The sequence below is a fragment of the Sphaerisporangium rhizosphaerae genome (assembly GCF_042665155.1).
In the GTDB taxonomy this organism is placed as follows: Bacteria; Actinomycetota; Actinomycetes; order Streptosporangiales; family Streptosporangiaceae; genus Sphaerisporangium; species Sphaerisporangium rhizosphaerae.
This window is the reverse complement of record NZ_JBHTCG010000020.1, coordinates 15583-29612: the sequence shown is the minus strand read 5'-3', so window position 1 is coordinate 29612 and position 14030 is coordinate 15583. Positions and strand designations below refer to the sequence as shown.

12 protein-coding genes are annotated in these 14030 nt (G+C 73.0%); all 12 read right to left on the bottom strand.

Annotation, left to right across the window (positions count from 1 at the left end):
- Window positions 1-14: 14 nt before the first annotated feature.
- Window positions 15-689, bottom strand: coding sequence for a GntR family transcriptional regulator (locus ACFQSB_RS25655; RefSeq protein ID WP_354844898.1), 675 nt, complete (start codon window positions 687-689; stop codon window positions 15-17).
- A gap of 130 nt (window positions 690-819) precedes the next feature.
- Window positions 820-1932, bottom strand: coding sequence for an ornithine cyclodeaminase family protein (locus ACFQSB_RS25650; RefSeq protein ID WP_380829517.1), 1113 nt, complete (start codon window positions 1930-1932; stop codon window positions 820-822).
- Window positions 1929-2948: a proline racemase family protein gene (locus ACFQSB_RS25645; protein ID WP_380829516.1), complete on the bottom strand. Its 1020-nt coding sequence runs from the start codon at window positions 2946-2948 to the stop codon at window positions 1929-1931. Before ACFQSB_RS25645 ends, ACFQSB_RS25650 begins: the two co-directional genes overlap by 4 nt.
- Before the next feature lies 1 nt (window position 2949).
- Complete coding sequence (locus tag ACFQSB_RS25640) at window positions 2950-3663, bottom strand: ABC transporter ATP-binding protein (protein WP_380829515.1); 714 nt, start codon at window positions 3661-3663, stop codon at window positions 2950-2952.
- Window positions 3650-4462 carry an ABC transporter ATP-binding protein gene (locus ACFQSB_RS25635; RefSeq protein WP_380829514.1) on the bottom strand — a complete coding sequence of 271 codons (813 nt, stop codon included), beginning with the start codon at window positions 4460-4462 and terminating at the stop codon, window positions 3650-3652. Before ACFQSB_RS25635 ends, ACFQSB_RS25640 begins: the two co-directional genes overlap by 14 nt.
- Complete coding sequence (locus ACFQSB_RS25630) at window positions 4459-5424, bottom strand: branched-chain amino acid ABC transporter permease (protein ID WP_380829513.1); 966 nt, start codon at window positions 5422-5424, stop codon at window positions 4459-4461. Before ACFQSB_RS25630 ends, ACFQSB_RS25635 begins: the two co-directional genes overlap by 4 nt.
- Window positions 5421-6314, bottom strand: coding sequence for a branched-chain amino acid ABC transporter permease (locus ACFQSB_RS25625; protein ID WP_354844883.1), 894 nt, complete (start codon window positions 6312-6314; stop codon window positions 5421-5423). Before ACFQSB_RS25625 ends, ACFQSB_RS25630 begins: the two co-directional genes overlap by 4 nt.
- Window positions 6315-6384: 70 nt before the next feature.
- Entirely contained in the window at window positions 6385-7551 is a 1167-nt protein-coding gene (locus ACFQSB_RS25620; protein ID WP_380829512.1) for a branched-chain amino acid ABC transporter substrate-binding protein, read from the bottom strand.
- A 342-nt stretch (window positions 7552-7893) separates the two neighbouring features.
- On the bottom strand, window positions 7894-10050 hold the full coding sequence (locus tag ACFQSB_RS25615) for an alpha-galactosidase (RefSeq protein WP_380829511.1): 2157 nt from the start codon (window positions 10048-10050) through the stop codon (window positions 7894-7896).
- A gap of 212 nt (window positions 10051-10262) precedes the next feature.
- Window positions 10263-11213, bottom strand: coding sequence for a sugar kinase (locus tag ACFQSB_RS25610; RefSeq protein ID WP_380829510.1), 951 nt, complete (start codon window positions 11211-11213; stop codon window positions 10263-10265).
- Window positions 11206-11844 (bottom strand): bifunctional 4-hydroxy-2-oxoglutarate aldolase/2-dehydro-3-deoxy-phosphogluconate aldolase, encoded by a 639-nt coding sequence (locus tag ACFQSB_RS25605; protein ID WP_380829509.1) that lies wholly within the window; start codon window positions 11842-11844, stop codon window positions 11206-11208. Before ACFQSB_RS25605 ends, ACFQSB_RS25610 begins: the two co-directional genes overlap by 8 nt.
- Before the next feature lie 82 nt (window positions 11845-11926).
- Window positions 11927-13963, bottom strand: a complete 2037-nt coding sequence (locus ACFQSB_RS25600) for a beta-galactosidase (protein ID WP_380829508.1) — start codon at window positions 13961-13963, stop codon at window positions 11927-11929.
- Window positions 13964-14030: the final 67 nt, after the last annotated feature.

Genomic DNA, 14030 nt, shown 5'->3' with positions numbered 1-14030 from the left:
CTTGGGGCCCTTCGTCACTCCGGGCGGTCGGCCCAGATGCCCCGCACGTGCTGGATGTGGTGGTCCATGAGGGTGCGGGTGGCCTCGGCGTCGCCGCGGGCGAGGGCGTCCAGGATGTCCAGGTGCTCGCGGGCGGAGTCGGCCAGCGTGCCCCGCTCGGACATGGTCTTCAGGCCGTACAACCGGGCGCGGTAGCGCAGGTCGCGGGCGATCTCCACCAGGTGGGCGTTGCCGGCCAGGGCCAGCAGGTCCATGTGGAAGCGCAGGTCGGCGTTGACGTAGGCCAGCAGGTCGCCGCGCTCGGCCGCCGAGACGATCTCCTCGGCCACCGGCCGCAGCCGCTCGGCGTCCCCGGCGGCGGGGGCGCCCGCCAGCCGGGCGACCGTGGGGACCTCCAGCAACCTGCGGATCTCGGTGAGCTCGTCCAGGTCGCGCTCGGACAGCTCGGTGACCCGGAACCCCTTGTTGCGCACCGCCTCGACCAGGCCCTCCTTGGCCAGGTCGAGCATCGCCTCGCGCACCGGGGTGGCCGACACGCCGAACTGCGCGGCCAGCACCGGTGCGGAGTACACCACGCCGGGGCGCATCTCGGCGGCCACCAGCGCGTCGCGCAGCGCCTGGGCGACCTGCTCGCGCAGGCTCTGGCGCCCGCCCATGACGGGCAGGTCCAGCCTCCCCTCCTCGCTCACGCCCGACCACCCCGCCCGGAGAGCCCCGCCCGGACACGCTCCCCGGAGCCGCTCACGCGGTCATGCGGCGCGGGCGCGCACGCCCGGCCACCTCGCTCGGCCCTCGCCATGCCGGCACCCCTCCCCAGGCTCATCGGCCCGCCCACGCCTCGTGGACGGCGGCCGCCACGACCAGATCCTCCCAGGCCATGCCCACGCTCTTGAACACGCGAGGGCCGGGGCCCGGCTCGACGCCGCCCCGCACGAGCTCGGCGAGGTCGCCCGCGATGTGGCCGACTCCGATCAAGCCCGTCTTGACGGGGATGACCAGGTCGCCCGCCTCCGCGAGCGCGGCGGCCCGGGACTCGACGACCACGGTCGCCCGCGCGACCAGCTCACCGTCGATCTCGCGGGCGTCCGGCTCGTGCGACCCGACCGCGACGACGGTGGCGCCGTCGGCGACGAGCGCGCCCGGGAACAGCGGCTGTCTGGCGCTCGTGCAGCAGGCGATCAGGTCGGCGGACGCCACCGCCTCCTCCACCTCCGCCGTCCCCGCCGATCCGGCCCCACCGGCCGGGACGGCCCGACCGGCCAGGACGGCCCGACCGGCCAGGACGGCGTCGCCGGCGGGGACGGCGTCGCCAGTCGGGACGGCGTCGCCAGTCGGGACGGCGTCGCCAGTCGGGACGGCGTCGCCAGTCGGGACGGCGTCGCCGGCGATGCGCAGAGCCGTCGCGGCGAGGCCGAGGCCGGCGCACCGCTCGGCGAACGCGCGAGCGCGGGCGGGGTCACGGGCCACGACGGTGACCCGCTCGACGGGGCGGACGGAACGCAGCGCCTCGACGTGGCCCCGCGCCTGGGGCCCGGTGCCGAAGACGGTCAGCGAGCGCGCGTCCGGCCGGGCCAGGAACCCCGCGGCCAGCGCCGAGACCGCGGGCGTGCGCAGCGCGGTGAGCGCGGCCCCGTCCATCGCGGCCAGCGGGGCCAGGGTGTCCCCGTCGAGCAGCAGGTAGGCGCCCTGGATGCGCGGCAGCCCGCGCGCCGGGTTGCCGGGCGCCACCCCGGCGACCTTGACCCCCGCGTGCCGGCCGTGCCAGGCGGGCATCAGCAGGAGCTGACCGGCGGGCACGGCGGCCACGGCGCGGGGCGGGCCGCCGTCGGGGTCGAGCCCGGCGCGCAGCGCGTCGTGCAGGACGCGCACGGCGCGGTCCATCGGCATCAGCGCCCGCACGGTGTCCCCGTCGAGATACGGCAGCGCGCTCATCGCAGCGTGAACCCCGCCCCGAGGGCGTCGCGCGGGTCGATGGTGAACCGGTGGACGCCGGTCCGGTAGGCCATGCCGGTGATCTCGGGGATGACGGCGTCTTCGTGCTCCTCGGCCACCCGCCCGGTGAACACGCTCCCGACGATGCTCTCGTGGACGAGCTCCCCGGTGAAGCCGTCGGCGTGCAGCAGGGCGAGCCGGGCGGCGGTACCGGACCCGCAGGGCGAGCGGTCCACCTCGCCGTCGGCGAAGACGGTGACGTTGCGCTGGCGGCCCGGCGCGAGCTCGTCGTAGAAGATCACCCCGTAGATGCCCGACAGCCGGTCGTCGGCGGGATGCCGCGCGGCGGGGTGGTCGGCGAGGAACGCCTTGATCGAGCGGCCGAGGACGATCAGCTCGGTGAGGTGGCGCGGCTCCACGGCCAGCCCGAACGCGCCGGCGGGCACCGAGACGTACAGGGCTCCGCCGTAGGCGATGTCGACCTCGGCCTGCGCCGCGACGCCGCCGGCGGTGACGGCGATCACCGGCACCTTCCGGGCGGCGACGTGGGAGGCCACGTTGCGGAAGGTCACCGACTCGATCAGCCCGCCGGAGCGGCGGACGCGCGCGGTGACCCGTCCCGAGGGCACGTCGACGACCACGTCGGTGTCGCCGTCGGGGCCGGCCTCGACCAGCCCGGACTCCACGGCGTGGACGCCGAGCGCGATCGTGCCGTGGCCGCAGGCGGTGGAGTAGCCGTCCTTGTGCCAGAACAGCGCGCCCAGGTGGGCGCCGGGGTCGTCGGGCGGGACCAGGAAGCAGCCGTACATGTCGGCGTGGCCGCGCGGCTCGTGGCACAGCAGCCTGCGCACCCGGTCGATCGCGGGCGCGCGGGCCGCGTCGCGGCGGTCCAGGACCGTGGCGCCGGGGATGCCTTCGACCCCGGCGGTGACGACGCGGAACGGCTCGCCGCCGGTGTGGTAGTCGACGGTGTGGATCTCGGCGCCGTGGGCGGGCGGCTCGGGCGTGGCGGTCATGTCAGACCCCTCCCAGGTAGGCCTCGACGACGCGGGAGTCGCCGGCCAGCTCCGCCGCCGACCCGGCCAGCACGCACCGGCCGTTCTCGATCACGTAGCCGCGGTGGGCGATCTTGAGCGCGGCCTTGGCGTTCTGCTCGACCAGCAGCACCGAGACCCCTTCGGCGTTGACCTCGCGCACCAGTTCCATGACCGAGGCGACGACGAGCGGGGCCAGGCCCATCGATGGCTCGTCCAGCAGCAGCATGCGCGGCCCGGTGACCATCGCGCGCCCGATGGCCAGCATCTGCTGCTCGCCGCCGGACAGCGTGCCGCCCTGCTGGGCGCGGCGCTCGGCCAGGCGCGGCAGCAGCGCGTACACCCGCTCGATGCGCCGGCGGACCTCCGCCTGGTCGCGCACCAGGTAGCCGCCGACCTGGAGGTTCTCGTGCACGGTGAGGGTGCTGAAGACCCTGCGCCCCTCGGGCACGTGCACCAGGCCGGCGGCGACGATGGCCTCGGGCCTGGCGCGGGTCACGTCCTGGCCCCGGAAGGTGATCGTGCCGGCGGTCGGGCGCACCAGGCCGGAGGCGGCCGACAGGGTGGTGGTCTTGCCGGCCCCGTTGTTGCCGAGCAGGGCGACGACCTCGCCCTCCCCGACGGTGAGCGACATCCCGCGCAGGGCGTGGACGCCGCCGTACTGGACGTCCAGCCCCTCGATCTCAAGCGCCGCCATCGTGGCCTCCCCTCGCCGTCCCGCCGCCCGCGGCGTCGGCGTCGTCGCTGCCGAGGTAGGCCTCGATGACGGCCGGGTCGCGGCGCACGTCCTCAGGACGGCCGTCGGCGATCTCGCGGCCGAAGTTCAGCACGACGACCCGCTCGGACACCTCCATGACCAGGCCCATGTCGTGCTCGATCAGCACGATGGCGACGCCGAGGCCGCGGATCCTGCGGATCAGGTCCAGCATCTCGGCCTTCTCGCCGTGGTTGAGCCCGGCCGCCGGCTCGTCCAGCAGCAGCAGGCCGGGCCTGCGCGCCAGGGCGCGGGCGATCTCGACCCTGCGCTGCTCGCCGTAGGGCAGGTGGCGGGCCTCGCCGAACCGGTCGCCGCGCAGGCCCACGAAGTCGAGCCAGTGGTGGGCCTGCTCGGTGGCCTCCCGCTCGCCGCGGCGGTAGCGCGGGGTGTGCAGCAGAGCGTCCAGGAAGTTCTGCCGCAGCCACAGGTGGGCCCCGGCGCGGACGTTGTCCAGCACCGACATCTCGCCGAACAGCCGCAGGTTCTGGAAGGTCCGCGCCACCCCGAGTCCGGCGATGCGGGAGGGCCGCAGGCCGGTGATCTCCCGGCCGGACAGCACGACGCGCCCGGCCGTGGGCTTGTAGAACCCGGTCACGCAGTTGAAGGCGGAGGTCTTCCCCGCCCCGTTGGGGCCGATCACCGAGACGATCTCGGCCTCGCCGACCGTGAACGACAGCCCGTCGATGGCCAGCAGGCCGCCGAAGGACAGCCGCAGATCCTCCACCGCCAGCAGGGTCATGAGCTCGCCTCCCTGGACCGGTGCGGCCACAGCCCCTGCGGGCGGAGCAGCATGACGACGATGAGCAGCACGCCGAAGGCGAAGAACCGGTAGTCGGCGAAGTCGCGCAGCACCTCGGGCAGCAGGCTGATGACGATGGCGCCGATCACGACGCCGGGCGTCGAGCCCATGCCGCCCAGCACCACGGCCATGAGCACCAGGGCCGACTGCAGGAAGGTGAAGCTGCCCGGCGAGATGGCCGACAGCTGCGCGGCGAACAGCACGCCGGCCAGCCCGCCCCAGATGGCGCCCGCGATGTAGGCGGCCAGCTTGACCCGGTAGGTGTGCACGCCCATGGCCTCGGCGGCGTCCTCGTCCTCGCGGACGAACCGCCACGCCCGCCCGAGGCGGGAGCGGCCGAGCCGGGAGGCGCCGATGACCGCGAGCGCCACGATCGCCACGGTGAGGTAGTAGAAGACGACCGGGCCGCCGCCGAGGCCGGGGATGCCGTAGATCCCCGAGGGGCCGCCGGTGACGTCCAGGTTGTTGGCGGTGATGCGGATGATCTCGCCGAAGCCGAGGGTGACGATGGCCAGGTAGTCGCTGCGCAGCCGCAGGGTGGGGGCGCCGATCACGACGCCGGCGACCACGGTCACCGCGATGACGGCGGGGACGGTGACCAGCAGAGGAAGGTCGAACCGCGTGCTCAGCACGCCGCTGGTGTAGGCGCCGACGGCGAAGAAGGCGACGTATCCGAGGTCGAGCAGGCCGCAGAAGCCGACGACGATGTTCAGGCCTGAGGCCAGCATGACGAAGATGGCCGCGCTGGTCATCACCGACAGCGCGTACGGGGTGGCGATCACGAACGGGGCCAGGGCGGCGACGGCCAGGCCGGCCAGGCCCGCCCACTTGCTCTCCAGCAGCCGCGACGCGGCCCGGCCGACGGGCGTCCCCCGCCCGCGCGCCTTGGCGCCGGTCGTCATACCCGCTCCGTCACGCGCTCGCCGAGCAGGCCGGTCGGCCGCACGGACAGGAACAGGATGAGCACCCCGAAGGCGAACACGTCGCGCCACTCGCCGCCGAGCCAGTAGGTGCCGAAGGACTCCAGCAGGCCGAGCAGCAGGCCGCCGAGCATGGTGCCGGGGATATTGCCGATGCCGCCGATCACCGCCGAGGTGAACGCCTTGAGCCCGATGAGGAACCCCATCAGGAAGTCGATCTTGCCGTAGTAGGCCCCGGCCATCACCCCGGCCGCGCCGGCCAGCGCCGAGCCGAGGAAGAAGGTGCGGGAGATGACGGCGTTGACGTTGATGCCCATCAGCGCGCTCGTGCGCGGGTCCAGGGCGATGGCGCGCATGGCGCGTCCCTCGCGGGTGCGGGTGACCAGCAGGTTCAGCCCGGCCATCAGGGCGACGGCGACGATGATGAGCGCGATCTGCTGCAAGGTGACACGGGCGCCCAGCACCTGGACCGCCGTGCCGCCGAGCCGCAGCGGGTAGACCTGCGGGTCGGCGCCCGCAGCGGCCCGCATGCCGTACTCCAGGGCGAAGGAGGCGCCGACGGCGGTGATGAGCAGCGAGAGCCTGGGCGCGTTCCGCAGGGGGCGGTAGGCGACGCGTTCGAGGACCACGCCGGACAGGCCCGTCACGGCCATCGTGACGACGAGCACGCCGAGCAGCACGGGGAGCGCCATGCCGGGCGAGACGCCGCCGACCGCGCCGAGGACGGCGAAGCCGGTGAAGGCGCCCAGCATGTAGATGTCGCCGTGGGCGAAGTTGAGCAGCTTCATGATCCCGTAGACCATGCTGTAGCCCAGCGCCACCAGCGCGTAGAACGAGCCGACGAACAGGCCGTTCCAGATCAGCTGTGACATGTGAGGTTTCCTCCGGGGCCGGCGACGGCCGGCGCGGCGCCGGCCGTCCCTGGGTGTCGCTCGCGCACGGTCACTTGAGCGCGTCCTGGAGGGCGAACTTGCCGGACTTCACGACCAGGATCTGGAAGCCGCCGGTGGACAGGGTGTGGTCGGGGGTGAACTTCAGCGGGCCGGAGAACATCGCGAACCCGTTGACGGCCTCCAGCGCGGAGATGACCTTGGCGCCGTCGGTGGACCCGGCGTTCTTGACGGCCTCGGCGGCCAGGCGCACGGCGTCGTAGGCCTGGTTGGAGTACGGGCCGGGGGGCGAGCCGAACTTCTTGGTGTAGTCGGCGATCCAGGTCTCGGCGCCCTGGAGGGTCTCGGGGGTCTGGGTCATCGTGGCGTAGACGCCCTCGGCCGCCTCGGCCCCGGCGATCTCGGCGATCTTCTCCGACACCGAGCCGTCGCCGACCATGATGGCGCCCTTGTACCCGGCCTGCCGGAGCTGGCGGATGATCAGGCCGCCCTCCTGGAAGTAGCCGGTCCAGTACACGAAGTCGGGGTTCTTGGCCATGATGTTGTGGATGTTGGCGCTGTAGTCGCTCTCCTTGGGGGTGACCGCCTCGAGGATCGCCGTCTCGGGGCCGCCCTGTTCGTCCAGGAGCTTCTGGGTGCGGACGGCGATGTCCTTGGAGTAGCTGGTGTTGTCGTGCACCAGCGCGACGCTCTTGGCGCCCTGCTTGGTGATCCACGCCATGGCGGCCGTCGCCTGCTGGGTGCCGGTGCCGTTGATCAGGAAGACGTGCTTGAGGTGCTGGTCGACCAGCTCCTGCGAGTTGGCCGCAGGGATGATCATCGGGATGTTCGCCTTGCCGAAGACCGGCAGCGTGGGCAGCGTGGCCCCCGAGCAGTAACCGCCGACCGACACCTTGACGCCCTCGGTGACGAGCTTGTTGGCGCCGGCCACGGCGGTCTGGGCGTCGCAGGCGTCGTCGGCGACCTTGAGCTCCAGCTTGCGGCCGAGGACGCCGCCCTTGCCGTTGATCTCGTCCACGGCGAGCTGGGCGGCGTTCTTCATGTACGGGCCGATGGCCGCCTCGCTGCCCGACTGCGGGACGAGCATGCCGAGGGCGATGGGGCCCTTGTCCCCGCCCTCCTCCGAGCCGCCGCCGAGCAGGCCCTGGCCGCATCCGGCCGTCAGCATGCCCACGGCCGCCGCCAGCGACCAGACCAGCGCTATGCGCGATTTGCCCATCGTGTATCTCCTCGCGAGTGCTGCACGGCTCAGATGATGTGTGACATTGCACACGTGCCGACAGCGCCCGTCAAGGCCCCGAGACCAGACCGTTGCAACCCTGGCGAACGCCGATATGCCCGGTGAGACTGGACATCTCCGCCCGGCCGGAGCTCCGCCGCCCAACCGGCGAAGTACCTGGCCTCGGAATCACCGAAACCGGACGCCGATGACGCCGGACAAGATCCGACCTTGGTGACCAAGGCGCATATCGAGTCGTTCCAGGCGTGATCTTGCGGGGGACGCCTGTCGCGATCTGCTTGGCGGTGAATCGTCCGAGGCCGTGCGCGATCGCGTTACGGACTAGACGGAGCTGAGGTGCAGCACGAGCGCCTGCACCGGCCACAGGGTCGGCAGCTGCAGCCCCACCTCGGTCAGCACCCGGCCCGGTACGACGACCGGCGGCTTGCTCATCCACGCCGGGGTGACCCAGCCCCATTCGGCCGGGCCGATCTCGTCCCGCAGGCGCAGCGTGTATCGACGCTCGGGGTCCAGGCCGACTAGACGCAGCCGCTCGGTCAGGGCCTCCTCGATCGAGGCGACGGTGACGATGGTGAACACGGCCTCCTCGCGGTTCGCGGCGATCACCCCACGCACGCGCAGCGCCGCGTCGAGCACGTCCGGGTGCACCACGGTGCCGGTGTGCAGCAGGTGGCGCAACTCCTTATAGAGGCCGGCGAACGCGGTGACGGCGTCGAGGTCCTCCTCGGTGCAGCGCGTGATGTCCCACTCGAAGCCGGCCGAGCCCTGAAGCGCGGTGGCCATACGGTAGGACAACGCCGTGCGGCGACCGGACGAATGTGACGGTGAGGGACCGACATGGGCGCCGACGAGTTCGGGTGGCAGGACGAGCTCCGTCCAGCGCTGAATGTCCTGCCGCTCGACCGGGTCGTTGGAGTCCGACGCCCACACCCGGTCGGCGAACTCCAGGATGCCGAGGTCGGTGCGGGCCCCGCCGGAGGAGCACGACTCGACTTCCAGGCCTGGATGGTCGGTCTTGAGGCGCTCGATCAGCCGATACACCGCGAGGGTCTGCGCGTGCGTGCCCGGCAGGTGTTCGTGCACCGGTTCGACGAGATCCCGATTGTGGTCCCATTTGATGAAGTCGATGCCCAACGTCCGGACGAGCGTGGACATTCGGGCGCGCACATGTTCCCAGGCTTCGGGGAGGGCGAGGTTGAGAACGTACTGGGAACGGAAGGACACGTCGGCGGGCGACGGGACCGATCGGGGATCGGCCAGCAGCCAGTGCGGGGCGGTGCGGGCCAGGTCGGAGTCCAGGTTGACCATCTCCGGTTCGAACCACAACCCGAACTGCATACCGAGCGAGTGGACAAGGTTCGCGAGCGGTTCGAGGCCATCGGGCCACACGTCCGGGTCGGCCACCCAGTCGCCGAGCCCCGCGGTGTCGTCCCGGCGGCCGCGGAACCAGCCGTCGTCGAGGACGAACCGTTCCACGCCCACGGTGGCGGCGTGCCGGGCGAGCTGCTCCAGGCGCAGCGGTTCGTGTTGGAAGTAGACCGCCTCCCACGTGTTGAGCACGAGTGGCCGGACCGTGCGGGGATGGTGGGGCCGGGCGCGCATCCAGGTGTGGAAGCGGTCGGCGATCCCGTCGAGCCCGGCCGGCGACCACGCGAAGTACGCCGTCGGGCTGCGGTAGGACTGCCCGGGCTCCAGGCGCACCTCGCACGGGCGCAGCAGCTCACCGGCGCCGAGCAGGGTGACATGTTCGGTGACCCGGTCGAGACGATGGCGGACGTCGGCGCTCCACCCGAGGTGGACCGCCCAGACCTCGCCGTGCCGGTTGAGTGGTCGCCCGTCCGACGCGAGCGTCACCCAGGGGCCGTCGTGCCCGCCGCGGCCGCGGCGGGACTCGCGTGTGGTCGTTCCCCGCGGCATCGGCATGGTCAGCGGCGACTTCTCCCGTGTCCAGCGGCCCGCGAAGGTGGTGACGTGGCCGGCGGTCTTCGGCACCGGCAGGGTGGCCTCCAGCCAGGCCAGATCGACGGGGGTGGCGCCCTGGTTGGTCAGCTCGTGGTGCAGCAGCACCAGCCCGCCCGCGCCGATCTCCAGGCAGGATCGCAGGTGGAGGCCGGTCTCAGCGTCGCTCGCCACGGTGTACATCGACCGCGGGCCCTGTTGCTGCACCCGCGAGGTCCACCGTGGGAACAGCAGCCGGCCGTCACGGCTGACGAGCAGGCCCGGGCGGCCGGACCAGCCGTCACCCTCGAGAGGCACGAGCGGCAGGCGCCAGGCGGCGTCCAGCGTCCCGGGCGGCGTCTGCCGGCTAGTGGCCAGGTCCACGGCCTTGAGGTCCGCGGCGTCCAGGACGCCGAGGTCGGCGCCCCAGTGCAGGACCGCGGGCAGGCCGGTCACGGGGTGGGCGACCACGACGGCGACGCCGTCGTGGCGCAGGACGGTCCAGCCGGCGTACTGCGGCGAGGGTTGGTCGGGCGGCATGTCTCTCCAGCTCGTGTGGTCGTGTCGGAGGTGGCGGGTCGTATCGCCCGGGCCCGGACGTGGATTCGGCCAGGGACCGGGGCGACCCCGCGCGGGACAGGGAGCGCACCGCCCATGGCGGCGGCGTCGTCTGCAGCGGCGACGGCGGACGGCCGAAGATGCCGAACGTCCTCGAGGTCGGTCCGCGGTTGCGGGACCGGTTCGCACCAGCGTCACCGCACCACATCCGCGCCGGTGAGCAGGCCGAGCTCCGCGCGCGTCGGCAGACCCTCCCAGTCACCCGTGGTGGACACCGCGAACGCCCCGCAGATGGCGCCGCGGGCCAACCTGCCCGCCGGGGGCAACTCGTCCAGCAGGCCCGACAGGTAGCCCGCGACGAATCCGTCGCCCGCCCCGACGACGTCCACGGCCGTCACCGCCACGGCCGGCACCCGCGCGACGTCGCCGCCGGCCAGCACGAGGGCGCCCGCCGCCCCGAGCTTCAGCACGACCTCCTCAGGGCCGAGCTCGGCCAGGCCGCGGGCCAGCTGGACCGCGTCCACCGGCCCCGGCCGATCGAGCACGAGGGCGGCCTCCTCGGCCCCGGCGAACACGGTCGCAGACCTCTCAACCAGTCGGCGCAGCACCGGCCGGGCCTCGACCGCGGACCACAGGCGACTCCGGTAGTTGACGTCGAAGGTGATCCGGGTGCGGGCCTGGCCGGCCGCCGCCATTAGGGCCTCGACCGCGGCGCGTGGTCGTTCCCCGAGCGCCGGGGTGATTCCGGTCAGGTGCAGCACGCGCGCCGCCGGCAGCGCGTCGGCGGGAACGTCGTGCGGCCCCACCGCCGCCCCGGCACCGCCCGTGCGGTAATAGGCCACCGCCGCCCGGTCCGCGGTACGCCGATGACGGACCAGCAGACCGGTGGGCCGGTCCGCGTCGCGACCGACCGCGTCGACACCGACGCCTTCGGCGCGCAGCGCGGCCAGGATCATGTCACCGAAGGCGTCCGAACCCAGACGCCCGATCCACCGCGCCGAGTGGCCGAGCCGCCGGACCCCGATCGCGACCGTCGACTCCGCCCCGGCGAACGACAGCTGCGCCGCGGCGCCGGGCCGCGGCGGGCCGACGTCCGTGGCGCGCACGACCGCCATGGCCTCGCCCAGCGTGACCAGATCAGGCATCGGCCGGCTCCGGGCGGAGCGTCCGGACCAGAGTCTCGGCTCGGCCGGCGAGCGCGGCGAGGTCACCACCGTCGGCCGCGTCGCCGACGAGCGGCCCGCCCATACCGACCGCCCGGGCCCCCGCCCGCAGATAGCCGACGCTCTCGGCGACGGAAATGCCCCCGGTCGGCACGAGCGGGATGTCCGGCAGCGGCGCACGCACCGCCCGCAGATAGCCGACGCCGCCGACCGTCCCGATCGGAAACACCTTCACCAGCGCCGCGCCGGCCCGGGCGGAGGCGAGGATCTCCGTGGGGCTCAGTGCGCCGCACACGACCGGAACACCGGCGTCGACGCCGGCCGCGATCACATCGGGCACCACAGCCGGCGTGACCAGGTACCGGGCACCGGCATCCACGGCCGCTCGGGCCTGCGCGGCATGCAGCACGGTGCCGGCCCCGACGACGAGCCCCGGCGTCGTGGCGGCACCCTCGATGGCGCGCAGCCCGCCCGGCGTCGTCAGGGCCACCTCGACCGCCGTGACCCCGGCCCCGGCCAGGACATCGAGCACCGCAGGGACGTAGCGGACCGACCGCGCGCGGACGATCGCGATCGCCGGACACCGGGCCAGCGCACCGGCCAGCGCGCTCACGACACCACCGTGCGCGGTACCGGCACGAACGCGACCGACCGCACCTGAAGCGCCGTAGCGGGCGCCGAGGGCCAGGTGATCATCACTTACCGGCCGAGTCCAGGACCGCGGCGCGACGCAGGACCGCTACGCCGCGCGGTGCCAGGATGGCGGTCCCGGCGCCGAGCCGTTCGCCGCCGACGGCGGAGATGTCGAGGAGCTGCCCAGTACGGTTGATCAGGAACCAGTACGGTCCGCGTACGGCCAGTTCGACGCGACCGCGCAGGCCCGGCGGGAGTTCGCTGTGGATGCCGGCTCGTTCCGCCAGGTCGGCCAGGACGACGGCGAGCCCGGCGGGCCGCAGGCGGGTGGAGACGTAGGCGGCGGATCCGGACTCGACGGCCCGACGGGTGATGGCCGGGCGGCCGGTCTGGCCGCCATTGCCGTACCGGGCCAGGACCTCGGTCGCGGAATCCGTGAGGTCGATGCGGTCGGTCCACAGGGTGCCCACCGTGCCGTTGTCGAGTTCGACGCTCTGCTCGTCGGGCAGGGGGGCGAACTCTTCGATCCGGATGCCGAGCAGATCGCGCAGGGCTCCCGGGTAGCCGTCGAGCCAGACATGGTCGTGCTCGTCGACGATGCCGGAGAAGTAGGTGGTGACGAGGTGGCCGCCGCCGGCGACGTAGCCGCGTAGCCGGTCGGCGAGCGCGCCGGGCACGACATGCAGGATCGGGGCGACGAGCAGACCGTAGCGATGCAGCGGCGCGTCGACGGGGACCACGTCGGCGCGGATACCGAGTTCGAGAAAGGCGGTGTACCAGTCGAGGGCCTCCTGCCGGTAGCGGAGCCGGTCGCTGGGGTGTGCGTCGTGTTCGGCCGTCCACCAGGACTCCCAGTCGAAGACGATGGCCGCGCCGGCCGGCCGGCGCGTCGTGCCGGCCACCTCGGCGAGATCGCGCAGCGTGGCGCCGAGATCGGTGACGGCGCGGAAGATGGTGCTGTCGACGCCGGCGTGGGGCAGCATCGCCGAGTGGTACTTCTCGGCGCCCGCCGCGGACTGGCGCCACTGGAAGAAGCAGACCGCGTCGGCGCCGTGCGCGACGTGCGTGAGCGAGTCGCGGGCCATCTCGCCGGGCGCTTTGGCGAGGTTGATCGGCTGCCAGTTGAGCGCGCTGGTGGAGTGCTCCATGAGGTACCACGGCCGCCCGCCGGCCAGATTCGCGGTGAGGTTGGCGGAGAACGACAGTTCGTCGTGCGCCTGCGGGCCCGGCGTCGTGTAGTGGTCGTTGGCGACGAAGTCGACCTCGGCGGCCCAGTCGGCGTAGTTGATGGCCTTGGACCAGCCCATGACCATGAAGTTGGTGGTGACGGGAATGTCCGGGGTCACTTCGTACAGCACTGATCGTTCGGCGCGCAGGTGGTCCTTGAGCGCATCGGAGGAGAACCGCTTGAAGTCCAGTTGCTGCGTCGGGTTGGGGTGCGTGGTCGCCAGCCGTGGTGGCAGGATCTGCGTCCAGTCGCTGTACTGCTGTGACCAGAAGGTGGTCGCCCAGGCCCGGTTGATAGCCTCCAGGGTGCCGTATCGGAGGCGCAGCCAGTGCCGGAACGCGGTCGCGGCGTCGTCGGAGTAGTCGTAGGCGTTGTCGGCGCCCAGTTCGTTGCTGACATGCCAGGCGGTCAGCGCCGGGTGGTCGCGGTACCGCTCGGCGAGTGCGCGGGTCAGGCGGAGCGCATGCGATCGGAAGATCGGCGAAGTCGGCCGCCAGTGCTGCCGGGCACCGGGCCAGATGGTGCGGCCGTCCCGGTCGACCGGCAGGATCTCCGGGTGCATCGTGCTCAGCCAGGGCGGCGGGGATGCCGTCGCCGTGGCCAGGTCGACGGCGATGCCGTGCGCGTGCAGCAGGTCCATGACCTCGTCGAGCCACGCGAAGTCCCACACGTCCGCCTGCGGCTGGATCCGGGCCCAGGAGAAGATCGCCAAGGAGACGATGTTCACGCCGGCCGCCTGCATGGCCCGGACGTCAGCGTCCCAGATGTGGCGTGGCCACTGCTCGGGGTTGTAGTCGGCGCCGAACGCGAGACGGCTCCGGGACGGCTCCGATGGCCAGCGCAGCCATCGGTGAGTGGGGTGCGGCTGCATGCCGGTTCTTCCTTCGCGGTGCTGGTGATGGTGACGTGAGCCCGGCCGCCACCGGGTCGGCTGCGCC